Origin of the sequence: Denitrobaculum tricleocarpae, assembly GCF_007004665.1 — a bacterium.
Lineage (GTDB): Bacteria > Pseudomonadota > Alphaproteobacteria > Kiloniellales > Kiloniellaceae > Denitrobaculum > Denitrobaculum tricleocarpae.
The window spans coordinates 373,621-396,550 of the sequence record NZ_ML660057.1; the positions used below are offsets into that span (position 1 = coordinate 373,621).

Genomic DNA, 22,930 nt, shown 5'->3' on the forward strand with positions numbered 1-22,930 from the left:
GTCATACGCAACTCTAAAGCGTTTTATATTTATCTTGAAACGTAACTCCTCAAAAATCGCGTTCGAGATCAGCAGTTTGCTGATTGAGAGGCAGTGAATTTTGAGTCCATCTAAATGTGAATTGCTCTAAAGCGCTTGCAAGGTTGGAAAAAAGAAACCCCGCAACGGCGTGCTTCGTCGTTGCGGGGCCGAAAGTCGACAGGGAATCGACATTAGCCGAACATGTCGGCGGTAATGCCCGCATACCATCCGAGCGACTCTTCATAGGTCTGCTTGCGCAGGCCCGCCGCCTCGCCGGTCTGGGAAATAAACCCATCCACCTTGGCGATCTTTTCCTCTGTCGCCTTATAGGTCGCCCCGACCTTCACACCGTCGTCGGTTTCGATCAGCGACCAGCAGGTGTTGGAATACTTGGCTGGAAAGACCTTCGACCCGGTTAGTGTGCCGCGCACGGACATAGCGCAGACCTTGGCCTGGCTGTTTGCCGAGAAACCGGACTTTGGCATGTCCCCCTGATGGCAGGCGTCACCCAGGACATAGATGTTCTCATCCATGCGGCTTTGCATAGTCGCAGGCACCACAGGCGCCCAGCCTGCCTCATTCGTCACACCGGCAAGTTCGGCGATGCGTCCCGCCTTCATCGCAGGAATGGCGTTGCAGACGTCGACCTTTTCGACGGCACCGTCGATTACCACCTCCATGGTATCGGGACGCACCTCCACCGCATCGCCGCCAAAATCCGGGCCGATCCACTCGATCATGCCACCATAGTAGTTCTGCCAACCTTCCTCGAAGAGCGCTTGCTTCGAAAACTTTGGTTTGGGGTCGACAATCAGGATCTTGGCCGTCGGGTTTTCCGCCTTCAGCTTGTGCGCCACCATCGACACGCGCTCATAGGGTCCAGGCGGGCATCGAAAGGGGTTCGGTGGGGCGACCATGCAGAAGATGCCGCCAGTGGGCATAGCTTCGATCTGAGCCTTCAGGAGCTCGGTCTGCGTACCGGCCTTGTAAGCATGGGGCATCGCGTTCTGGGCCGAGAGATCCCAGCCGGGCAGAGCATCTTGCTTGAAGTCAATCCCGGGCGAGAGCACAAGACGGTCGTAACCGATCGAGCCGCCGCCGGCGAGCGTTACCGTTTTGGCATCCCGGTCGACCCCGATGGCATAGTCGTGCACCACATTCACGCCATAGTCGCTGGCCAGTTTGCCGTAACCGTGGCCGATGGAGCTCATCTCCCGGAAGCCGCCGATATAGAGATTGGAAAAGAAGCATGTGTAGTAGCGCCGCGTCGGTTCGATGAGAACGACATCAATCGCACCCTTGCTGTCCTTGGCGATGTATCGCGCGGCCGTGGCCCCGCCGGCACCTCCACCGATGACCACGACCCGTGGCCTGGTCTGGCCAAGCACCGCCGGCGCCGTCAGGCCGGCTGCGGCGGTCAGGGTCGTTCCCAAAAACGTTCTTCTGTTTATTTTCATTTTGCTCTCCTCCCTTTGCCTTTTTTCTTTAGTCGAGACCGCTGAAATAGGCAGCCAAGGCAGCGATCTCCTCGTCCGAAAGTCGTCCGGCAAGCATCTGCATCACCGGATGCGGCCTCAGTTGCTGCTTATAGGCATGCATGGCGACCACGAAGTTCTCTGCCGGCCAGCTGGTGATCGACGGAATTCCCTGATTTGAACCGTCCGCCTGATGACAGGTGGTGCATTCGCTGGAGAGATACTCGCCGTAGGCCGGGTCACCCTGCAGGGATAGAACAGCCGGATCCAAATTTGGACCACCATCTCGAAGTGTTGGCTCACTCTCAGGAATGTCTGACGGCTTGTCGGAATACTGGCGCAGGTAGGCGAGAATGTCGGCGCGGTCCTGCGCCTTCTTCAAGCCGCGGAAACTCATCCGTGTCGCCGACACCAGGGATTTCGGGTTCTCCAGAAAGGCATCCAGGGTCTCGAAGGTCCAAACCAGTCCGTCCGCGCTTGCACGCTTCATATGGTCCGAGTAACGGAAACCCGCCACTGCTCCGGCTGCTCGCCCAAAGACCCCGTTCAGATGAGGGCCGACGCGGTTCTTTGCTGTGCCGCCTACCTGATGGCAGGACACACATTTGCGAAATACCTTGGCACCGCGCTCCGCATCACCGACCTCTGCGACGGCACTTGAAGCCGGCAGAAGAAGGGCGACGAGGATGGCCAAGCTGCGCATGGGTTACTCCGCAGTGCTCGCGAGATAGGCAAGAATTGCATCTATTTCTTCCTGCTTCCGCAATCCGCTGAAGGACATCTTGGTCTTGGGCATATAACTCTTGGGATCTGCGAGAAAGGCGCCAAGAGACTTGTGGTCCCAGATCAGACCACCCTCGCCGGCCTGCGCCATCGGCTTCGAATATCTGAACCCCTCTACCGTACCCACCGGCCGTCCGACAATTCCGGTCAAAACCGGGCCGACCCGATTTTTTGCACCGTCACCGACCTGGTGGCAGGCCTTGCATTTGCGAAAGAGCTTTTCGCCCATTGTGACAAGACCCGGGTCGGCCGACGCTGCCGGCTCCGGCACGACCGCAAGGGTCGTGCTCTTCGGGTTGGCGGCTTCCTGGTCCATTGTCTCATCGGCTGGTTCATCCGCCGCCTGATCCGGCGTTACATCGAGAACGCGGGCGCGCATCGTAATTTCGACTGTTTCCTTGCAGTCGGTCATACAAACCTCGGTCCTTGCGAAGATCGGACTCTTGTGGCGATCGTCCATGAAGAACCCGCCTTCGTTGGGTAACCGGGTATCCGCGAAGTTATCCTTGGACAGGACGAAATCTTCATCATCGACGACGTCGTTCATATAGAGCAGATAGGCAGTGATGGCATAGACCTCGTCATCGCTCAGCGACTGAGCATCGCCAAAGGGCATAGCGCGATGGACATAGTCCCAGACCGTCGAGAGATAGGGCCAGTAGGAGCCGATGGTCTTGACCGGGCGCTCGCCGGCCAGCGTATCTTGACCACCGGCCAGAACCGGCCAGCGGCCGACCCCCTCGCCGAAGTCGCCATGACAGACTGCGCACTTTTCGATGAAGACCTCTTCGCCGTCAGTTACAGAGCCTGATCCCACCGGCAGACCGCGCCCGTCGGGGCGGACATCGATATCCCAGGCCGCGACCTCCTCGGGCGTGGCCTCGCGGCCAAGATCGAACGACTCGGCCCATGCGGCTTGGCCAAGACACAGTGCGGCGGCGAGCACAAAAAAGAGATCAGGAAACTTCAACATTCTCGGCGACCCCTTTGTTGTTCACATACCAAGTCTGAATGCCGTTATTGTGATAGATCGAGTTCTCCCCGCGCACCATACGCAGTTCATCCTTCGTCGGCTGAACGTATCCGGTCGAATCATGCGCCCGGCTCTGCAACAGCAGCGCGCGGCCGTCCCAATCAAAGTCGAAATAGAAGCGATGCAACGACATCGGCAGGCTCGGCCCGTCCATCCGCGCCGGATACCAGTTCTTGCCGCCGTCCAGAGTGACGTCGACGCGCGGGATGGTGCCTCTGCCGGACCAGGCCAGGCCGGAGATGACCGTGTGGCCACGGCCATGGGTGATAGGGGCCTGGGGGCTCGGATTGGTGATGATCGACTTGGCGTCCATCACCCAGGTAAAGCGCCGGGCCCGGCCATCGGCCAACAGATCAGTGTACTTCGAGGTCTCCTCGCGGTGATGCCAGGGCTGATCCCCCACCTCGAGACGGCGCAGCCATTTGACCCACATGTTGCCTTCCCAGCCGGGCACCACGAGGCGGACCGGATAGCCTTGCTCCGGACGAAGCGCCTCACCGTTCATCTTGAAAGCAACCAGGCAATCGTCGAGCGCTTTTTCCATGGGGATCGAACGGGTCATGGCTGAGGCATCGGCGCCCTCCGCGAGCAGCCACTTACCCTTGGTCTTTACGCCCGCGCGCTCCAACAGATGGCGCAGCTTGACGCCGGTGTACATCACGTTGTGCACCATGCCGTGGGTAAACTGACAGCCGTTGAGCTGGGCGCCACGCCATTCCATGCCGGAATTGGCGGCGCACTCCAGGAAATAAAGATGATTTTCGCGCGGGAAGCGCTTGAGGTCTTCGATGGTGAAGATCAGCGGCTTCTCAACAAGGCCGTTGATCATCAGGCGGTACTGCGCCGGATCAACCTCGGCGATACCCGCATGATGCCGCTCGAAACAAAGGCCGTTGGGCGTGATGATCCCGTCAAGGTCATGCAGGGGCGTGAAATTGACCGAACTCACCGGGTCGGCGGTCAGCCAGTCAACGTTGCGGCGCTTCACCTGCTCTTCGAAGGGTGACGGGAAGCCGTAGGGCCGTGCATCGACTCCGTCGCCCAGAGCCTGCGCCCAGGGCTGCACCTCGAGGATCGCCGGGTCGCCGGCCGCTTGGGCGGAAGTGGAGACCGAAGCCGAGGCCGCTGCGGCGCCCCCGGCCAACAGCGACGTCCTCAAAAAATCGCGGCGGGTCGTTCCCGGTCGAACACTTTGGTCTTTCATCTCACTCGACCTCACTTTTACACTTACACTGAAAGGGTTGGAGCCAGGGCTCACCTCCAAGCCCTGCTCTTACAGTCCAGCCACCTTGACCGAGTCATTGGGCGTGATGTTCACGCTTCCCTTGCGCTGAACATAGCTCTCCACAACATCCCAGATCGGCGGCCCCTCGGTCCCCTCGTTGACGCTTGCCCAACCAGCGACGCTGTAACTCTTGTCCGCCTCGATCGGTTCACCGCTGGCAAGGAACGTCATGCCCGTGACCCGCTTGCCGATCGACGCGGTGGGATCGATGCTGTAGCCGAGGCCACCGACCCGCACCATGTCGCCACCCTGCTGATAGTAAGGATCGGGATTGAAAAGATTGTCCGCGACGTCCTCCAGCACCGTCTTCAGGAACGCGCCGGTCATCTCCGTCCGGTAAGCCGCCGGATAGGTTATGGATGTCAGATTGTGCACATCCTCGACGGTAATGTCCTGGCCGGGCAGCAGGGATGCGCCCCAGCGGAAGCCAGGCGATAGCGCGATCTCGGCATCACGCTCTTCCAGCAGCGCCTGGCAGATCAGATCGTCGAAGGTGCCGTTGAAGTTGCCCCGTCGGTAGAGCATTGTCTCGGTCTGTCCCAGGACGCGCTCCAGCTCGGCCTTGTGTGGCTCCCGGATCTCCCCGATCAGCGCCGTGACCTCCGGATCGGGTGTAATGACATCCGAGAAGACAGGCATCAGCTTGTAGCGATAGCCTTTGACTTCGCCGTCACGGACGTCGAGATCCAGGCGCGACAGAAACTTGCCGTGGGAACCGCTGGCAACCAACAGGGTTTTGTTGACCTGCACGACATCCGGCAGTGCATCGTGGGTGTGACCGGTCAGGACCACATCGATCCCCTGCACCCGCGAAGCCAGCTTACGGTCAACATCGAAGCCGTTGTGCGAAAGCAGGACGACGAGCTCCGCACCTGCAGACCGCGCCTCGTCAACTTGGGCCTGGACGGCCTCCTCCCGAATACCGAATGACCAGGTGGGAATCTTGTAACGGGGATTGGCAACCGGCGTGTAGGGAAAGGCCTGGCCGATGACGGCAACCTTGACCCCACCTCGCTCGAAATAGGCAACCCCATCGAAGACCGGCTCTTCCCAATCCGTGTCTCGGACGTTCTGCGCGAGAAAGGGAAAAGCCAGCTGTTCCAATAGCTCGTTCACCCGGTTTGTTCCATAGGTGAACTCCCAATGCGCGGTCATGGCATCGGTCCCCAGCGCGTTCATCACGCGAACCATGTCCGCGCCCTGTGTCTGGTAAGAGGTGTAGGAGCCCTGCCAGGTATCACCGCCGTCCAGAAAAAGCGTGTTATCGGGCCGGTCTGCGCGAACGGCCTTGAGGAGCGTTGCCAGACGGTCGGCGCCGCCGACACGGCCGTAGTCGCGGGCCAGACTCTCAAAGCCCTGGTCACTCAGGGCATAGGCTTCGGTGCTTCCAGCCTCAAGGCCATACTTTTCCAGAAACGCCTTGCCGGTGACGTGCGGCGGCAGGCCGCTGACTTCGCCGACACCGATGTTGATGCTCGGCTCACGAAAGTAGAGCGGCACCAACTGCGCATGCATATCGGTGACGTGCAACAGCGTGACATTGCCCAGAGGCTCGAAGGCAAGAAGATCGGACTGCGTCAGGGCTGAGCCCGCCGCAAAGGCTCTGCGGCCTGTTATGCCTTTAGCCAAGGCACCGGTCGCAAGCGCGACTTGCAGAAAGTCTCTTCGAGAAAGCACTCAGTCTCTCCTTCACAGGTTTGCGCCACTTCGCGCGCAGATCCGCTCACAGCGGACCACTTCCGCAAAGCCCAGTCTATGGGCAGCAGGGCAGAGGCAAAGGCTGCGGCAGACGGTCAGTCAGTCGCAGACCGCGGCGAGATCACTGGCGGACAGCGGGTGCTTCGACGGGCAGCCCCTGCCCGCGCCAGTTGACGTACAGCTCCAGAGCCAGGAACTCGTCGGAGCCCACTTTGTACGGCTCGGCCCGGACCTGATCCATGCAGCCCTTGAAGCGCCGATGCAGCGACCCGATCTTCTGCCACTTCAAACGATAGGTCGGGAAACCGTTGGACTGCCCCTGGCTCAAACGGTCGGCACGAATACTCTGCCCGTAGTAGCCCTGGTGGCAATTAACACACGCCAGATCAAGTTGACCGACCCGGGTGTTGTAGAGATCCTTGCCCTTTTCAAACCACGGTGTCATTGGGCCGCCAATCTGGACCTCAACCGGTGTACCGCGCGATTGGTTGCGCACGAAGGCCGTCATCGACAGGAGCTCTGACGACTCCCACTTCCAGGGTTTCGCCCCCATGCGCTCGCTGCGGCACAGGTTAATCTGCTGTTCCAGGTTCACCGGCTTGCCCAACGCCTCGTTCCACTTCGGCATTTGTGCGCCGGCCGTTGCCATGGTATCGGCCGCATCCTCGTGACAGGAAGCGCAGGATTTTTGCTCGCTGCCGTCCACAGTCTCCCAGAGCTCGGCGCCCTGTTCGACCCAGAGGAAACCCGGGTTCTCGAAGTCATCCTGCTGCAATGCCTGGGTCTCCGGTGTCCGGAAATGCCAGCCCGAATAGATCTCATCGAGCGGGTGGTCTTTCGCTGTCGCTGTCACTTGAACCGTATCGACCCCCTCGGGAAGAGCGAAGGCGTAGCCGCTCATCACGAGACCAGCCGCGGCGGCGCTCAAGACTGCAATTTTCGTTCTTTTCACCATCATCCCTCTCCCTCCCAAAGGCGTCGTCGGATTCTCGCCGCGCTGTGTGCCGGTCGTAAAACCACTGCACAGACGGCCGGTTCCTTTAGGTGACGCTCAGTTTTTGTTTCTTCGAGTAGACCGAGCCATCATCATCTTGCCAGATGAACTCGAATTCGCCGGGCTCGTCAGCCCGCATCTTGAACTGCAGATAGGGGTTTGCTGAAATGGCCGGCTCGATATCGACCGCGAAGACAGTTTCGCCGTTAAACTTGGCGGTGAAGTTATGTATGATCTGGCGTGGAATCAGGTTGCCCTGTTTGTCCTTGCGTTGACCCGACTCCATCTTGTGAGAGATCAGCGTCTTGATTGTGATAACCTCTCCCTTCGAGGCCGCCTTGGGGGCCTTTACGCGTGGCTTGGATTTTGCCATTGCCCGGTACTCCTCTCTTCCTGATCAACCGCCACAGCCGCCGATCGTGACCTTGACCGTGGCCTTCGCCATGTGAAACGAACCGTCCGACATCTCTGCAACGGCTATAACGTTCTGAGTTCTCGCAAGCCGCATACGTGTCGAGGCTTCGGCAACACCGCTTTTTGGTGAGAAGTGAAACGTCGCGACGCCGGGCCGCGGATTAGCGTCCGCAAGCACCATGACCCGCTTGACGTAGTCGTCACCGCTCATTGGGCTGTCGACGGAGACCGTCAAGGGTACGGTATTGCCGTTCTCGGCGATCTCCGGCATTTCGAGACTGATCTTGCCACTCTCGGAAGCTTCGCTGCCGCCGGTGAATTGCTCGATCTCCTCCATGGCTGTATCTGCCGCGGAAAGCGGCAGCGGAACCGCAGCAATGGCCAAGAGACCGGCGGTAATCTGAAGCGCATTGCGGCGCGTCACGTTTTTCATAATATCTCCTTTCAGGCTGAAGGTCTGCATGGAGCGACTATTCCTCCTTGAGGGTTTTCAGATAAGCGATGACATCCTCAACCTGCGTCGCTGTGAGGACCGGCTTACCCTGAAACTCTTCGCGAACCCGCTGCCCGTCGAAGACGCGGTAGAAGCCGGGCATAATCGTTTCAGGCCCAAAGACGGATTTCGCGTTCACCAGGATTGCGCGCAGCTCTCCTTCTGAGTAGCGATCCGCCACGCCATCAAGGGGCGGCCCTATGTCCCCGTGGAAGGGTTCGCCGATCTGATCCCTGTTGCCGTGACAGGCAAGACAGTTTCCGAGCTTGCGGCTCTTGAACCATTTGCTGCCCTCAACCGGATCGCCAGGCGAACCGGTCAACGAAGCCTCCACCTCGGCGTCCCGAATCACGACGTCCTGCGGTTCTATCGTCGCGGCGTTCGCCGTCGCAGTTACGGTACCCAGAAAGATCGCCAGACAGAATCCGGCTGTATGTATGTGGCCCACCATTTCCTCCCACTTTCGCGTGGTTTGGTCGGCGCATTGGTCTTTGTGTTTTTTTGCGGCGCCGATCCCTTTGAAATCAATAATGAAGAGAGACGCTCCCTAAATCAATATATATATTGCAATATTTGAATGCGATATCTCTAACATCCTGTTATCCAACGTTTCCAAGCTGAGGAAAAGTTTCCAGCAGCCAGTAGGAGATCGTACTCATAGACCCGGTTATAAAAAGAATCCCAGTGGCCACGAGCAATCCCCCCATTGCCTTTTCAACGTTCGCCACATGACGGCGAAAGCGCCGTGCGAATTGTAGAAACTGCCCGGCGAAGAGTGCCGCCAGCAAAAATGGAATACCGATGCCAAGACCATAGGCCGTCAGCAGGCCGGCGCCTCGCCCGACGGTTTCCTCGCTGCCCGCCATGAACAGGATTGCCGCCAGCACCGGGCCGACACAGGGTGTCCAGCCAAAGGCAAAGGCAAGACCAACCGCATAGGCGCCAAACAGACCCGCCGGGCGCGCAGAGGCGTGAAAGCGAGCCTCGCGATAGAGCAGTGGAATACGAACTAAGCCCAGAAAGTGCAGGCCCATGACGATAATGACCGCGCCGGCCACGTAACTGAGGATACCGAGGTGCTCGGCGACCAGTTGCCCCACCATGCTCGCGCTTGCGCCGAGCGCCACGAAGACCGTCATGAAACCGAGGACGAAACTCAACGCGGCCGCGGCAACCCTCCGGCTTGCGCCGGTCTCCGTGCCTTCAGCGACTTCTTCCATCGAAAGCCCGCCGATGAAACACAGATAAGGCGGCACCAAAGGCAGGACGCAAGGCGAGAGAAATGACAGCAGGCCAGCGACAAAAGCACCGCCGAGGCTAACGTCAAACCCCATACTCGCCCTCCCTTCTGGACTTCATATTCGATTAATTATATATGTTATGGTATGAACTGTGCCAGAAAAATGATGCACCGGGTCAGACTGGGTGCCGTCTTGTGTTTGCTTTGCCTTGGCCTTCCCCTCTCCACAAGTGCGGCAGAGCTGATCATGTTCGAGGAAGCGGGCTGCCCTTGGTGCGCGCGCTGGGATCGCGACATTGCTCCGATCTATCCCAAGACGAGGGAAGGGAAAGAAGCCCCTCTGCGGCGGGTTGATCTGCACGGCGACTGGCCGGACGACCTGCCGGAGCTAAAGCCTGTTCACTACACCCCTACCTTTGTGCTCATCGCAGATGGCAGAGAAGTCGGCCGCATACAGGGATATCCAGGCGAAGACTTCTTTTGGGGACTACTTGCTGAGCTGATCGATCAAATGGAGGTGTCAAATGGGGTGCAAACGTCATCTGGAAGTGGACAGTGACCGCCTGCATAGTTATTTGAAACACAGCATGTTTCTGATTTGACTATTACGAGCACCAACATGGCAGATGCCAAAGAGCTTTCGGACCTGGGCCCCATGGAAGACATGATGACGCGCGCCAGGGCGGCCAGCGACTTCCTCAAAGCGATCGCTCATGAAAATCGTCTCCTCATTCTCTGCATGCTGGTGGAGGGTGAAAAATCAGTCCGCGACCTTGAGGTTCTGCTGGAAATGCGTCAGCCGAGCGTTTCTCAACAGCTCGCACGCCTGAGGGCCGACGACCTTGTCGCGACCCGCCGTGACGGCAAGACGATCTATTACTCGCTTGCCAGCGAGCGAGCGCGTGAACTCGTCTCGGTCCTCTATAACATGTTCTGCAAACCGCCGACCTGACCAACTGGTTCTTCAGGGCCGCAACCAGAACGGCACAGATCCGAGACCGGTCTCCATTGAAGGGTTTGACGTTTTCTTTCGAAAAACAAGACCTCGAAGTTTGAGGTGGATCTGACGCAAACCTCGAGCCATTGACTGCGTGACGTTGCAGGAGCAGGTCATGAGCGGCCGTTTCTAACGGTTCTGAACGCAAAGGCCCCGCCGGTTTGCGGGGGCCCGCAACCAACTTTCTGCTGTCTTCCCCGGCGATGAGATTGATGTCGCCTCCGCGCAACTCCTATCGAATGGGCAGTCTCCTGACCGCTCCCCCCCCAAGAGGGAACGGCTTAGAATCTGAAGCGGGCTGTTAATTCAATGAAATCGACGCTTTCGCTCGCACCGGTCTCCTCAATGAAGGCTCCCGGTGCCAGGTGTGTGTAAATAGCGGTGAAATCGACGTTCCGCAGGGGTGCCCAGGTGGCTTCGACTGAAACCCCCGTAGCAACGTAACGGGCGTCGCTTTGCCCTGGGCCCCTTATGATTTGTCCGGACGGACTGTACACACCATCTTTTTTTTCCAGGCGCCAGTAGAAATTCGCATCAGTATTGAGGGCGAACTCTTCGGTGATCTGAAAATTCAAATGGGGGTTCAGGTTGAAGAAATTCCGTGGTCCCAGAACCGCAGCCTGGCTGAAATAGTTACCGCGAGGATAGAGCGGATTGAAGGTCTGAAGCTCGTCGTCGGCCGGGTCCTCGTCGCCGCTGGCAATATTGGCGCGCAGGCCTATGCGCGGTTGGAAAAGCGTTTCGTCGAATTTAAAACCCGTGTCGCTCGCGGCGGTCCAGGCGGCAATATCGCCATCTCCGAAGGTCCCGAACTGATACGCGGCCTCGAGGTTCCAGTCCCATCCCTGCCGGTTGCCGGAGAGACGCGCACCAATGCTGTGCCGGGTCTCATCCTCGACCGCCTGCACGAAGCTTCCGCGGTCGTCGCGAAACCCGAGATAGTAGAGATCGAGGCCGCTCGCGGCCAGCAGCTGAGGCTCTCCAGCCGCGTAGACACCCCAGAGCACTTCATCACGGTTTGTCCGATCGTCGAAGATCCCATTTTCATCGCGCCGGGGGCGCACGGCAAGTAGATCCAGGTCCCAGTTCGCGACCTCCACGAGCCCCCGGACGCCGTCGAATGTCCGGCGGACGTTCGCGCCCTCCCGCACATCGACAAGCCGCCCAGTGCCAAACTGCAGCTCCTGCCGTCCTGCGCGCAAGGTGAAGCTGTTTACCCGGTCGACCGGGAACGAAATATCAGCAAAGGCGTTTTGTACATCCAGTTCGTTCTCATCGACCGGGCTTGGTCCGCCGGCCCGGCCTTCCGACAAAGCACTGGAAAATTCTCCAAAAAACCTTAGATTTCGGCCAATATACAGATCGCCGTGCAGGTTGGCCCGTTGCAGCCAAACGCCATCTTCGTCCTGCGGGTCGTCGCCGAAGAGAGGGTTGCCGGTGTATTCGTAACGTTCGCGGATAGAGCCGCCAAAACTCAGAGAACTTGAACCGCTGTCATCGAGTGGAACGTACTTGATGGGATCGAAGGGATCGGGCGCGCCGCTGAAGGTGCGCAGGAACCTGTAATCTTCATGAAAACGGAATTTCTGGAGTTCAGGACGCGGCTCCGCGGCGGCATTGATAGGCCAGGCCAAGAGTAACGCCGCCGCAGTGATGACAGATTGTCTCATGGGTTACGCAAGATCAAACAGCAGCACTTCAGCGCGATGGTCCGTTTCGAGTGTAATTTGGGGTTCACCGGCGATGGCGGCACCGTCCCCTTCCCTCAGTTCTTCCCCGTTGAGTCGAATTATTCCGCGCGCCACCTGAAGCCAGCAACGGCGCTCCTCGTCAATCCTGTAGGTCGCGGCCTCGCCTTCGGCAAACTCGCCGGCATAGACACGGATATCCTGATGCACAGTCACAGAGCCCTCGCTGCCCCAGCGATCAGCAATCAGGCGCAACCTGCCCTGTCGTTCTTCCGGAGGGATGCGGACTTGTTCATAGCTTGGCGCAATCCCTTGAGCTTCCGGGATTACCCAAATCTGAAGAAAATGTACCGGCTCGGTCTTCGAAGCATTGAATTCGCTGTGGGTCACACCGGTTCCGGCCGACATGCGCTGGACGTCACCCGGCACGATCACCGAGCCGTTTCCCATGCTGTCTTTGTGTTCAAGCGCGCCCTCCAGAACATAGGAGATGATTTCCATATCCGCGTGACCATGCTCGCCGAACCCGGCGCCCGGCGTCACCCGGTCATCGTTAATGACGCGCAGCGCGCCAAAACCCATATGCTCAGGATCCCGATAGTTCCCGAAGGAAAAACTGTGATGGCTATCGAGCCAAGACACTTGGGTGCGCCCGCGCGTCATGCGGTCTCTCACACGAATCATAGCTTTACTTCCCTCTGCTCATGAGCCCTAAGACGGCGCTTCTGACTTTGAATCAGCTTAGCCCTCCGGTTTGAGGCACGTTGCTTGGCGTTGCAGCGCCCGGCTCGGGCGCAAGATAATGGGTGACCTGCGGATCTCCAGGGCCGAGATGAAAGACTCTTACCGCATCCTGAATATGTCGATCACTCTGAGTCACCCGAGCGTGGTGATGAAGATGCGTGAGCCAGGACTCTTCAGTGAAGTATTCCAGGTAACGGCCCGGCACCGCGACATCCTCAAAGAGTCCCCAGGCATATGCACCGTCGCGTCGGCGCTCCGCCTTAAGGCTTTGCATAGCCTCGACAAAAGCAGCAGTCCTCTCCGGGTTAATCCGGTATTCGACCGTGACCATAACGGGTCCGCGATCAGGCTCAGGGTCTTCGGCAACCAACGGGGCTGGCCAGTGCGAAGAGGACGAAAAGTCAAAGTCGGCACCTTGTTGCAGCTTCGCCGGCCAGGAAATCACGGCCCCCAGGACCGCGCAGCCGGCTGCAATCAGCAGAGTCATGGGAACACCGATCATCGACGCCGTCTGACCCCAGATCATACTGCCGAGTGTCATGGCGCCGAAGAACACGGTAATGAAGATCGACAGCCCCCGCGCACGCACCCAGTTTGGCAGTGATGTCTGCGCCGAGACATTAAGGCTTGAAAGCACAGTGACCCAGGATGCACCTGCGATCAGGCTGGCCGCAACAACGGCGTCTGGCCGCCTGAGAAAGGCGAATATCACCAGCACCAGGGCGGTTCCGACGGTGCCGCAGGCGACAAGCTGATCCGCATTCAGGTGCGTCTTCAGCTTTGGAAGAAGTAATGCACCACAAACCGCGCCGATGCCCACGGCCCCCAGCATAACACCGTAGAGTTCGGGTCCGCCCTGCAGCTCTTGGCGTGCGATGAGCGGCAGCAAAGCCCAGTAAGCACTGGCGAAGAGGAAGAAGGCGACGGCGCGGATGAGGGTCGCGCGCAACGGCGTGCTCGCGCGTGCATAACGCAGACCAGCCCTTACAGCGCTCCAAAAACGCTCTGCCGGCAAATGCGTCTCCTCTCTCGGCGGAGGACGCCACCACATCAGCGCGGCGATAACGATAAGAAAGCTAAACGCGTTGATAAGGTAGGGCCAGGCGATTCCCGCGCTTGCGATAATCACACCTGCCAGCGCCGGTCCGATGGCGCGGCTGACATTGATGCCCACGCTGTTCAAAGCCACCGCCGGCTGAAGTTGGGAACGGGGCACCAGCTGCGGCACGATGGCCTGCCAGGCCGGGGCGACGAAGGCGGCGCCCGCACCGGATAGAAAGGTGAAAATCAGCAGCACCCAGGCGTTAATCAGGCCGAAGAGGACAAGCAGGCCCAGCGCCAAAGTCGACAACGAGAGTAGCAGCATCACAGAAATCAGCAGCCGGCGGCGGTCGACGAGATCGGCCAACGCCCCCGCCGGCAAGGCGAAGAGAAACATCGGTGCCGTGGTTGCCGCCTGGACCAGAGCCACCATGAGAGGCGACGGCGACAACGACGTCATCAGCCAGCCCGAGGCGACATCGTGCATCCAGGTGCCGATATTCGAGACGACCGTCGCCGTCCAGAGGACCAGGAACGAAAGCTGCGCAAAGGGTGCCCAGGACGAGACCTGGTCTCGCGGTTTCTCCGCCTGATTCGTCCCCGTCACCACCGCTTTGCCTCTTTGTCAGCGCACACGACCGCACCTCACACTGTTTCCCGCTGCCGCCAGGCCTTTGACGCAGGCGGCGATAGCGCTGGAGCCTTCAGGCTCCTCAAACCGCAAAGCATGAACAGCCCAGCGCACCCCAGAAGCTGCGTTTGTCATCCGTGGGGATCGGCCGAGTCCATGCGATCTGGTGATCGTGGCCATGCAGACCGCAGGAAGACGCGCATCCGTCATGACATACGCGGGCGAATTGCGTCGCACCGGCTGCCGCGGCCCGCATCGCCGGGCTGGGTTCCGCATTGATCGGACTCCAGCCGGGAGAAGCTGGCGGCAGAGGCGGTGCCGAACCCGCGTAGTCTCCTTCCGCATAGACGACGCGGCCACCGGTCATGGTCAGGACGGAGTTGATTTGACGAATCTCCTCCGGCGCAATCGACATATAGTCTGCGGAGAGAACAGCGAGATCCGCGTACATTCCCGGCGCCAGCGTTCCCTTGACCTCAGCCTCACCGGAGAACCAGGCCGAACCGTGGGTCCAGATCCTCAAGGCCGTCTCGCGATCGAGAATGTTGTCATCTGCATAGAGCGATAAACCGCCAAGTGTTTTGCCGGTGGTGAGCCAGTAGAGCGCAACCCAGGGATCGTAGGACGCAACGCGCGTAGCGTCGGTGCCTCCCCCCACAGGCAGATCCAGCTCAAGCATCTTGCTGATGGGCGGCGTGGCTTTTGCCGCCTCCGCGCCGAAGCGGTTAACGAAGTACTCGCCCTGGAACGCCATGCGATGCTGCGTGGCAATGCCGCCGCCGAGCGCCTTGATCCGCTCCATATTGCGCTGACTGACGGTCTCGGCATGGTCGATGATAAAGCGGGTCTGGAATGGCGTCCTGCCGTTGACACGCTCGAAGACACTCAGAAAGCGGTCGATGGATTCATCATAGGTCGCGTGAATACGGAACGGCCATTTGTTGGTGGCCAGCAACTCGACGATGGGTTCGAGTTCGCTCTCCATTGTCGGCGCCAGATCAGGACGCGGTTCCAGGAAGTTCTCGAAGTCCGCCGCCGACCAGGTGATGTTTTCGCCCGCGCCATTCATGCGTAGCATATCCGAACCGGCTCCCGGTTCGGTCATGGCGATCCAGCGCTCATAATCGGTCAGTTCGTCTCCGGCTTTTTGGGCGAAGAGATTGTAAGCAATCCGAACCGTAAGCTGATCCGCGTCGTGCAGCTGTTGGATGACGTTGTAGTCGTCCGGAAAATTCTGGCCGCCGCCACCGGCGTCGATCACGCTGGTAATGCCGAGCCGGTTCATCTCGCGCATGTAATGCCGTGTCGAATTGATTTGCTCCTCGACCGGCAGTTTGGGGCCTTGCGCAAGAGTCGAATAGAGAATGAGCGCTGAAGGCTTCGCGATCAGCATACCCGTGGGCTCGCCATTCCCGTCCTTTTCAATCAGGCCGCCCGGCGGGTTCGGCGTCTTACCGGTAATGCCTAGCGCTCTCAGGGCTGCGCGGTTCAAGAGCGCGCTGGCGTAAAGATGAAGCACAAAGACCGGCGTGTCCGGCGCAGCGGTATTGATCTCCTCCAGGCTCGGCATGCGCCCTTCCGCAAACTGAAACTCCGACCAGCCGCCGACAACGCGCACCCATTGGGGCGCCGGAGTGCGGTCCGCCTGATCCTTGAGCATCCGCAAAGCGTCGGCGACCGAGGGAACGTTCTCCCACCTCAGTTCCATATTATAGTTGAGACCACCACGGATCAGATGGGTGTGGCTGTCGTTCAGGCCGGGAATGACGCGTCGGCCCGAGAGATCAATGACTTCCGTAGACTCGCCCGCGAGACGCATGATCTCATCGTTCGTGCCGGTCGCCTGGACGAGACCTTCGCGCACTGCGATAGCCTGTACTTCCGGATTTGCGCGGTCGAGCGTCGTAATCCGGCCGCCGCGGAGGATGATCTCAGCCATTCCATCTCCTGGTTGTTGTTGCGCATGGGTCAGCCGGGGAGAGAGCAACGCGCAGACTCCCAAGGCCGTCCCGCCTTTGAGCGCGGCACGCCGGCTGGGTGCATCGCGGCGGTGTTGCGCATCATCGGCTTTGTCTGTTTCAGGTTTGGATAAATCGGGCATGGCCTCTCTCGCAGGCTTGAGAAGTTGGGCTTGAGAAACGTGCGGCCACGCTCACTTGGAACGCACGTCCCCTCATGAAGTCCGTGATGTGAGTGCGTGCTACTCAGCCGCCGAGGCCTCGCCCGCTGCCACAGGCTCCAAACGCGGCCCGTGCTTCACACGCTCTTCGGCCTTGTGAACCATTGTGTAGGCATAGTCGGCGCCCATGCCGTAAGCGCCAGAGTGTTCCCGCACGATATCCATCACCGCGTCGTAGGTGCCGCGGTGCGCCCAGTCGCGCTGCCACTCCAGTAAAACCTGCTGCCAGGTCACGGGCGCAACGCCCGCCTGCACCATGCGCTGCATGGAATAATCATGGGCCTCTTGCGTGGTTCCGCCGGACGCGTCGGCAACCATGTAGATTTCGTAGTCACCCTCGGCCATGGCGGAGAAGGCAAACATGTTGTTGCAGACTTCGGTCCAGAGTCCGGCAACGACCACTTTCTTCTGGCCGTTCTTGGCCAGGGCATCACGGACCTTCTGGTCGTCCCAGGAATTCATCGACGTCCGTTCAAGCAGAGGCGTGTCCGGAAAAACCGCCAGAATCTCGGGAAAGGTATGCCCGGAAAAGCTATCGGTCTCCACGGTCGTAATGGTCGTTGGAACATTGAAGACCTTGGCCGACTTTGCCAGAGCCACGACATTGTTTTTCAGAACCTGGCGGTTGATCGACTCGACCCCGAAAGCCATCTGCGGCTGTTGATCGATGATAATCAGCTGGCAGTTCGTCGGCGTAAGAAGTTCAGGTTTACTGGGCACTTTATCTCTCCTCTCTCTGCACAAGTGATGACCTCGCGCGAACTGACCGGGGCTTTAGGAACCCAAGTGTTAACGGCTCGGCTCAAGCCATCGGTGGGTGGTTTTTGATCTCTTTCTCGATACTCAAATCTGACGCAGCGGCCCCGTTTCGGGAGGGTTGCGGCGGGTGAAACCTGTGTTCAAAGTTATTGTTGGCATGGTGGTTTCTGATGTAAAGTAGGCACTGTTTGGTAACTAAGGAACCAATGATGACTAAAGACGGAACTGCGGACGCGGCAATTCCCAAGGGGTGTCCGCTCGATCTCGTTATGCGTCTGCTTTCTGGAGAGTGGACCACACACATTCTGTGGGTTCTCAGCAACAACGGTCCGACACGGCATGGCGAACTCCGGCGCCGGGTCGAGGGCATCTCCTCGAAGGTCTTGACCGATCGTCTGCGCATGCTCGAACAGGAAGGCGTTGTCTTTCGTGATTACGAACCGACCGTGCCTCCCAAAGTGACCTATGGTTTGACGGATCACGGCCGGGAACTCGATGACGCCTTGCGTTCCATCCATGGCATCGCCGAGCGTTGGGGATGAGTTCGCCCGCCCTACCGTAGTAAGACCAACGGCATGCCAACCAGGCGCACCAAGACCATTCATTCTTTCCCGGGCAACCACCGGCATCTCTCCAACTGGGTGAATTTTAGTCTTCGTTTTCGACAGTGGTGATTGTGGCCGGATCGGCATTCGCTGTATTTCAAGCAGAGGCAAAATTTACAATTTTTTGCGAAGCGAGGACTCTTTCGGAACGGCCGCGCAAATCCCTGCAACTTCGCAAGGCGTTGAAAGACAAGCTGCCGCTCAGATGACAAGAGTCTGTGGCATCCTGCACAGAAAAGACACCGCGCTTGATGCTTGAGAAATCACTTACATGTGGACTTGTCCGACTGATCGCCAGCGCCCTGTGCCTGGACCAGAAGGAACGTTCCTGGACTTGGCGCCTCGACCCCGAGACGGACGGGAACCTTCTGGACCTGTTGCAGGAAGATCGGCTGTTCCTCAGCGCATCCAGCAACGACTTCATCGCGACCGCCCCAGGCCTCGGATACGCAATACCTGTGCTGTTCGCAGACTTGCGCAGACTCTCATCCGTCAACGAGGCCACACAGGTTTTCTCCAGCCAGCTCACGAAAGAACTGGCATTGGATCACGCCCAGATCTCAGAGGACGTTGCCTTTGTTTTAAGCGTGGCTCCGCTCGAGCGGGAACCCCGGATCACAAGCCTTCTCCTCACCCAACAGCAGCAACACGTTGAATGGAAACGCCGTTGGCACCTGGCACATTTGAGTCTTACATCCGGTTCCGGTTAGCGATTGCGCTTTCGGTAACGAGAGGGTGTCAGCCCCATCAGCGATTTGAAAGACGAGGTAAGGTGTGCCTGAGACGAATACCCAAGCCGAAAGGCGATCTCGGCGATGGGCTCATCACTCTCCCGCAAGAGGCGTCTCGCTTCGGCAATTCTTTTCTCGATGATGTAACGCTGCGGCGAACACCCGACCGTTACCTTGAAGCGCCGCGAGAACTCGCTTGGGGTCATCTGAAAGGCCGACGCCAATGCCGCGATCGAAACGCCCTCTTCGAGCTGTTTCTCCACGTGCGACAGGATACTCTGAAGCAGATCATTGCGAAACGGGGTTGGACCTGCCGAATTGGCCGGCCGAGAACCGAGGGCAGCCATGGCATGCGCGAGAAGAATGTCGGCTTGAGCGTTCAGATAGACCGAATTCGCACAACGTGGGTCGAGCATATGCCGTCGCAGGGCCTGCGCAACGGCAGGAATATCGGGATGGGCATAGCCAACAACGCAGCCAGGGCGTTGAACGCTATTGCGCGCCGCCGATCCCATAACCGCGACCATCCGATCCGCTGCAATCGACAAAAAAAGATGCTCCACTCTCCGCTTTTGGCAGATGTGACGTTCGCGTCCAGTCGGAAGATATGCCAGAACGAACGGCTTTGTGACCGCCTCACCCTGGTTAAGGTCGGGCGCGTTGAATTCCAGTCGCCCCGCACCCAACGGTACCATAACCAGACAGCGTGCGGTGTTGAACATGACCTCGAAAGGTTCCGGCGCTGTCACAGCTGCATAGACCTGAGCGGTCGCCGCCGAAGCCACGGCTGGCGGAAATCCGGCTTCCAGTCTCGGAACGATCATGGGGTATCCTTACCAAGTTTCAGTAAACCCGTATTACCGCAACATCTGCGGACAAAAGAAGACAAGAACTGAACCTGCCGCAGAGAACACCCACCGTCTTACAAGAAACCGCTGCGTTACAAATTCTTGCCACTCGTCGTCCTCAGGCCCGGATTTCCCTGCGGTATTTTCCGGGCGACACTCCAAGCCGCTTTGAAAAGACGTTCGTCATGTGCTGTTGCGAAGAGAACCCGCAGGTATAGGCTATTTCGGCCAGGGATAAATCTTTCTGCGCCAACATTTCCCGTGCCCGCGCGACCCGCCGCTCGATGACATATTGGTGCGGGGTGGTTCCTGTAGCCATCACAATGGTTTTGTGAACCTGCCGCGGGAGGGCGTCGACAAGCGACCCAAGTTCGTCGGTCGTCAAGTTTTCGCCTAATCTGCCCTCGATCTCTTCGATCAAACGGGAAGCCGTTTTTTCTCCCCGACAAACTGCTGCGGGCACCCTGCGCTCATCAAGCACGGCGAGGCGTGCCACCAGTGCCTGAATGATTCCATCCAGGTAAAGGGCTGTCATCATTTCGGGGGGCGTTTGAATAAGGCACTCGATCAGCTGCCTTACGATCAAATCCTGATGCATCGAGTTGTGCAATGACGGGAGCTTTGCGGTTCGCCGTCCCGCCGCGTCCTCCATGAGGTCTTCAATGTGATGCCCTGGTATGGCCAGAACGGTCAATTCGGTTCCGCCAGGCGAGATTTCGGTCTCGTATTGCGTCGTTTCGTTGGCCGCCGTCACACCCCAGAAACCCAACCGACCATGGGCATAAAACCTTCCGGCGCCCAAATCGACCATGCCCCAGGCAGCCCCCCGTCTAAAAAGCTGGATCGTGAGGTCAGAACATAGGGGTTGAAATCCCGGGCACGAACTCAGTTGCCAGGAAAACAGCTTACAGCTCGTGCTCCCTGCGATCGTGCGCGTTTGCCCCGCCCTTTGACGCTGAATCGCATGCCAGTCACGCGCGCCGGTTTCTGCTTCATTCATTGCGCCATTCCCCATAGATGCCAGCGGGCCGACGTCTTTTGCCGCATGCCGCGAGTGGTTTACAGACACGGATCAAATCGAGTGTACCCTTACGCATGAACGAATACCCCTCCTGCTCACGCTGCTATGATAGACATATCAACTATAAGAAAAAGTACCCTACCGCCCGTTGATGTTAGTCCAGTCTACGCTCAAGAGTTGGAAGACAGCGTCAACAGGCATTCCAAAGCCACCTGAGCAGGCATCTTCAGGATCTTCAAGACGCTCGCTCCTTGCCGCTTATGGCTCCGGTTCGAATCCTGCTTGGCTCCACCCGTCCCGCGCAGGATCATTTTTCCCGGATTTGGCCCCCTGCGTTTCAGGGTGGTGAGAAAACCCTGCTCAGATTACGTCAGCGTGAGAAGTTTCGGCGGTTACGTCATGTTGCTTGGCGGCCGCGTCATTCGCAGGCGGCACCGAGCTGCATAGTTTGTTCCCAGACAAACAAGGCACGGTGAAGCCATGACACGACCAAGATATCAAAAGAACCTGCCGCAACTGGGCAGCACACAGCTGTTAACCGATGGCGGCATCGAGACCACCCTGATGTTCCACGATGGACACGATCTGCCGCTGTTGCCGAACCTGCGGGTTCTCGGGGCTGCTGCGGCACCGACCATCGCCACATCCACGAGATCGGCCAGACCTGCATTCCGGCACAGATAACCTGACTTGTCCGAGAAACCGCCGCTTGGCAATAGCCGGCCCCATGGGTCGGTGCATTGCCGGTGACCGGCTCTACCGCGGCGTTGCCGCCCCCATGCAAACCAAAAGGAAACAGCAATGCGAACACTTCCCCTTATTCTAGCCGTTATGGCGATGGCCGCACCGGCTCTGGCGGTCGATGCACCAAAGCAAGAAACGCCAATCGCCTTCGATGTCTCATTTGTATCCCACGTTGAGGCCGGCGTGGCAGAGCAGGATGTCTACGTCACGCGCGGAGCGTCGCGGGGCAAGGTCTATCGTCCAGGCCCGGACGACACCGATCCGGATGCGCCGCTTTTCACCGCGGCAGAACCGCAGCCGCATGATCCCGGTAATCCCGCCGCAGTCGGCCCGTTCAAAAAGGGGACGAAGCTCGATCTGACGCTTGGAAAATGGCTGGGAGCGTCGGGCAGCGGGCACTACCACGTCGAAGATGGCGAGGGCCACCTGACGGTCGCATTCAAGGGGCTTGTTCCAAATGGGGTCTACACGCTTTGGCACTTTTTTATGGCCAATGGCGAAACCGATCCCTTCATCGGCACCTTTGATCTGCCCGTCGGCGCGCTTGACGGCAGTCAGTCTGTTTTTGTCGCCGACGCTGATGGCTCTGCAACGTTCAAACAGAGCTTTGACACCGCGCTGCAATTGTCCGGCGAGCAGTTGACCGCGGGTCTTGCGGTCAACTGGCACAGCGACGGCAAGACCTACGGTGTGGCGCCCGGCGCTTTTGGCCAAAACGCGCACATCCAGCTTTTCACTGCGCTGCCGCAGCGCCCGGACCTCTGACCTTCCCCCTCCGCTGACGCAGGGACCCTGCGGGGCCCTCGCCGGCTTCAACACAAAAATGGAGATCTACATATGACCGTAAATACCGAACTCTCTCTAAAAAACGGTGTCAACGTCCAGGCACTGCTTGACGCACGCTCAGCCCTCGAGGCGGCCCCAGACGCCGGTCAATTCACCTGGCGCACTGCCTGTGAATGGATTGACGGCGTCCATAGCCGATCCACGATCGAAGGTTTTTTCGGCCTCGGGGAGAACCAGAGCCACTCACAGGTTTTCTCGATCGACGCGGATCACCCGCCGCAGTTCGCCGCAGCGGACAAGGGTGCGACACCTGTCGAAATCCTGTTGAGCGCTCTGGCAAGCTGTCTGACCGCGGGCGTCGCGGCGGTTGCGGAAAACCGCGGCATCAATCTCAGGTCGGTCAAGGCGACCCTCGAGGGTGACATGGATATCGCGGGGATCCTCGGCATCGACCCGGATGTCCGTAATGGCTTCAAGGCCGTGCGCGTGAAGTTCGACATCGACGCTGATGCCTCCAGCGAAGACATCGCGGCACTGGTCGCGCAATCGCAGAAGCGATCCGCAGTCTTCGACATCCTCACCAACCCGACAGCTGTTCAGGTCACCGTCGGCTGACGCCACTTTGACGCAGTGACTCAAGAGAGGACTTTACCATGCAATCTCATGATCCGGACAAAGCGGAAATCCTCGCGGAACCCGGAAACGCCGCTGCGCCGAAAA

General features: G+C 59.0%; 24 protein-coding genes. 7 read left to right on the forward strand and 17 right to left on the reverse strand.

Annotation, left to right across the window (positions count from 1 at the left end; genetic code table 11):
- Nucleotides 1-212: 212 nt before the first annotated feature.
- The 10 genes from FKG95_RS18815 to FKG95_RS18860 form a co-directional block, all read right to left on the reverse strand.
- A complete protein-coding gene (locus tag FKG95_RS18815; RefSeq protein WP_142897937.1) occupies nt 213-1,478 on the reverse strand; it encodes an NAD(P)/FAD-dependent oxidoreductase in 1,266 nt (421 codons plus the stop codon).
- Nucleotides 1,479-1,506: 28 nt separating this feature from the next.
- Nucleotides 1,507-2,199, reverse strand: coding sequence for a c-type cytochrome (locus FKG95_RS18820; protein WP_142897938.1), 693 nt, complete (start codon nt 2,197-2,199; stop codon nt 1,507-1,509).
- A 3-nt stretch (nt 2,200-2,202) separates the two neighbouring features.
- On the reverse strand, nt 2,203-3,252 hold the full coding sequence (locus FKG95_RS18825; protein WP_142897939.1) for a c-type cytochrome: 1,050 nt from the start codon (nt 3,250-3,252) through the stop codon (nt 2,203-2,205).
- Nucleotides 3,236-4,516 (reverse strand): sulfite dehydrogenase, encoded by a 1,281-nt coding sequence (gene soxC / locus FKG95_RS18830; RefSeq protein WP_142897940.1) that lies wholly within the window; start codon nt 4,514-4,516, stop codon nt 3,236-3,238. The genes FKG95_RS18825 and soxC overlap by 17 nt, the downstream gene beginning before the upstream one ends.
- 69 nt (nt 4,517-4,585) lie before the next feature.
- Nucleotides 4,586-6,274, reverse strand: coding sequence for a thiosulfohydrolase SoxB (soxB, locus tag FKG95_RS18835; protein WP_142897941.1), 1,689 nt, complete (start codon nt 6,272-6,274; stop codon nt 4,586-4,588).
- Between the two features lie 142 nt (nt 6,275-6,416).
- A complete protein-coding gene (gene soxA, locus FKG95_RS18840; protein WP_142897942.1) occupies nt 6,417-7,253 on the reverse strand; it encodes a sulfur oxidation c-type cytochrome SoxA in 837 nt (278 codons plus the stop codon).
- Between the two features lie 82 nt (nt 7,254-7,335).
- Nucleotides 7,336-7,662 (reverse strand): thiosulfate oxidation carrier complex protein SoxZ, encoded by a 327-nt coding sequence (gene soxZ, locus FKG95_RS18845; protein ID WP_142897943.1) that lies wholly within the window; start codon nt 7,660-7,662, stop codon nt 7,336-7,338.
- 24 nt (nt 7,663-7,686) lie between these two features.
- Nucleotides 7,687-8,136: a thiosulfate oxidation carrier protein SoxY gene (soxY, locus tag FKG95_RS18850; RefSeq protein WP_142897944.1), complete on the reverse strand. Its 450-nt coding sequence runs from the start codon at nt 8,134-8,136 to the stop codon at nt 7,687-7,689.
- 37 nt (nt 8,137-8,173) lie between these two features.
- Complete coding sequence (gene soxX, locus FKG95_RS18855; RefSeq protein WP_142897945.1) at nt 8,174-8,647, reverse strand: sulfur oxidation c-type cytochrome SoxX; 474 nt, start codon at nt 8,645-8,647, stop codon at nt 8,174-8,176.
- A gap of 148 nt (nt 8,648-8,795) precedes the next feature.
- Nucleotides 8,796-9,530 (reverse strand): cytochrome c biogenesis CcdA family protein, encoded by a 735-nt coding sequence (locus FKG95_RS18860; RefSeq protein ID WP_142897946.1) that lies wholly within the window; start codon nt 9,528-9,530, stop codon nt 8,796-8,798.
- 153 nt (nt 9,531-9,683) lie between these two features.
- Between FKG95_RS18860 and FKG95_RS18865 the strand changes: the two genes are divergently transcribed.
- Nucleotides 9,684-9,995 (forward strand): thioredoxin domain-containing protein, encoded by a 312-nt coding sequence (locus FKG95_RS18865; protein WP_218940251.1) that lies wholly within the window; start codon nt 9,684-9,686, stop codon nt 9,993-9,995.
- Between the two features lie 60 nt (nt 9,996-10,055).
- On the forward strand, nt 10,056-10,388 hold the full coding sequence (locus FKG95_RS18870; protein ID WP_246116823.1) for an ArsR/SmtB family transcription factor: 333 nt from the start codon (nt 10,056-10,058) through the stop codon (nt 10,386-10,388).
- A gap of 326 nt (nt 10,389-10,714) precedes the next feature.
- Here the strand turns inward: FKG95_RS18870 and FKG95_RS18875 are convergent, their stop codons facing one another.
- The 5 genes from FKG95_RS18875 to FKG95_RS18895 all read right to left on the reverse strand — a co-directional run bounded on the left by FKG95_RS18875 (nt 10,715) and on the right by FKG95_RS18895 (nt 17,436).
- Nucleotides 10,715-12,103, reverse strand: a complete 1,389-nt coding sequence (locus FKG95_RS18875; protein ID WP_142897948.1) for an alginate export family protein — start codon at nt 12,101-12,103, stop codon at nt 10,715-10,717.
- Nucleotides 12,104-12,106: 3 nt separating this feature from the next.
- A complete protein-coding gene (locus FKG95_RS18880) occupies nt 12,107-12,805 on the reverse strand; it encodes a pirin family protein (protein WP_142897949.1) in 699 nt (232 codons plus the stop codon).
- A 52-nt stretch (nt 12,806-12,857) separates the two neighbouring features.
- Nucleotides 12,858-14,513 (reverse strand): MFS transporter, encoded by a 1,656-nt coding sequence (locus tag FKG95_RS18885; protein ID WP_179954170.1) that lies wholly within the window; start codon nt 14,511-14,513, stop codon nt 12,858-12,860.
- A 106-nt stretch (nt 14,514-14,619) separates the two neighbouring features.
- The gene (locus FKG95_RS18890) at nt 14,620-16,638 is read right to left on the reverse strand and encodes an amidohydrolase (RefSeq protein ID WP_246116824.1); all 2,019 of its coding nucleotides are present in this window, start codon (nt 16,636-16,638) and stop codon (nt 14,620-14,622) included.
- Between the two features lie 99 nt (nt 16,639-16,737).
- Nucleotides 16,738-17,436, reverse strand: a complete 699-nt coding sequence (locus FKG95_RS18895) for a hydrolase (RefSeq protein WP_142897951.1) — start codon at nt 17,434-17,436, stop codon at nt 16,738-16,740.
- A gap of 245 nt (nt 17,437-17,681) precedes the next feature.
- Here FKG95_RS18895 and FKG95_RS18900 point away from each other — a divergent pair, with 245 nt between their 5' ends.
- Together FKG95_RS18900 and FKG95_RS18905 are read left to right on the forward strand one after the other, a co-directional pair.
- The gene (locus tag FKG95_RS18900) at nt 17,682-18,017 is read left to right on the forward strand and encodes a winged helix-turn-helix transcriptional regulator (protein WP_218940252.1); all 336 of its coding nucleotides are present in this window, start codon (nt 17,682-17,684) and stop codon (nt 18,015-18,017) included.
- 314 nt (nt 18,018-18,331) lie between these two features.
- Nucleotides 18,332-18,790: a hypothetical protein gene (locus FKG95_RS18905; protein WP_142897952.1), complete on the forward strand. Its 459-nt coding sequence runs from the start codon at nt 18,332-18,334 to the stop codon at nt 18,788-18,790.
- Here FKG95_RS18905 and FKG95_RS18910 read toward each other — a convergent pair.
- Nucleotides 18,787-19,635, reverse strand: coding sequence for a helix-turn-helix domain-containing protein (locus tag FKG95_RS18910; RefSeq protein WP_142897953.1), 849 nt, complete (start codon nt 19,633-19,635; stop codon nt 18,787-18,789). The two genes, FKG95_RS18905 and FKG95_RS18910, sit on opposite strands and share 4 nt — an antisense overlap.
- Before the next feature lie 142 nt (nt 19,636-19,777).
- Nucleotides 19,778-20,659, reverse strand: coding sequence for a helix-turn-helix domain-containing protein (locus tag FKG95_RS18915; protein ID WP_218940253.1), 882 nt, complete (start codon nt 20,657-20,659; stop codon nt 19,778-19,780).
- Between the two features lie 501 nt (nt 20,660-21,160).
- Between FKG95_RS18915 and FKG95_RS18920 the strand changes: the two genes are divergently transcribed.
- The 3 genes from FKG95_RS18920 to FKG95_RS18930 all read left to right on the forward strand — a co-directional run bounded on the left by FKG95_RS18920 (nt 21,161) and on the right by FKG95_RS18930 (nt 22,825).
- Nucleotides 21,161-21,364, forward strand: a complete 204-nt coding sequence (locus FKG95_RS18920) for a hypothetical protein (RefSeq protein ID WP_142897954.1) — start codon at nt 21,161-21,163, stop codon at nt 21,362-21,364.
- 117 nt (nt 21,365-21,481) lie between these two features.
- Nucleotides 21,482-22,189 carry a hypothetical protein gene (locus tag FKG95_RS18925; protein ID WP_142897955.1) on the forward strand — a complete coding sequence of 236 codons (708 nt, stop codon included), beginning with the start codon at nt 21,482-21,484 and terminating at the stop codon, nt 22,187-22,189.
- Between the two features lie 72 nt (nt 22,190-22,261).
- Complete coding sequence (locus tag FKG95_RS18930; protein ID WP_142897956.1) at nt 22,262-22,825, forward strand: OsmC family protein; 564 nt, start codon at nt 22,262-22,264, stop codon at nt 22,823-22,825.
- The last annotated feature ends 105 nt before the right edge of the window (nt 22,826-22,930 follow it).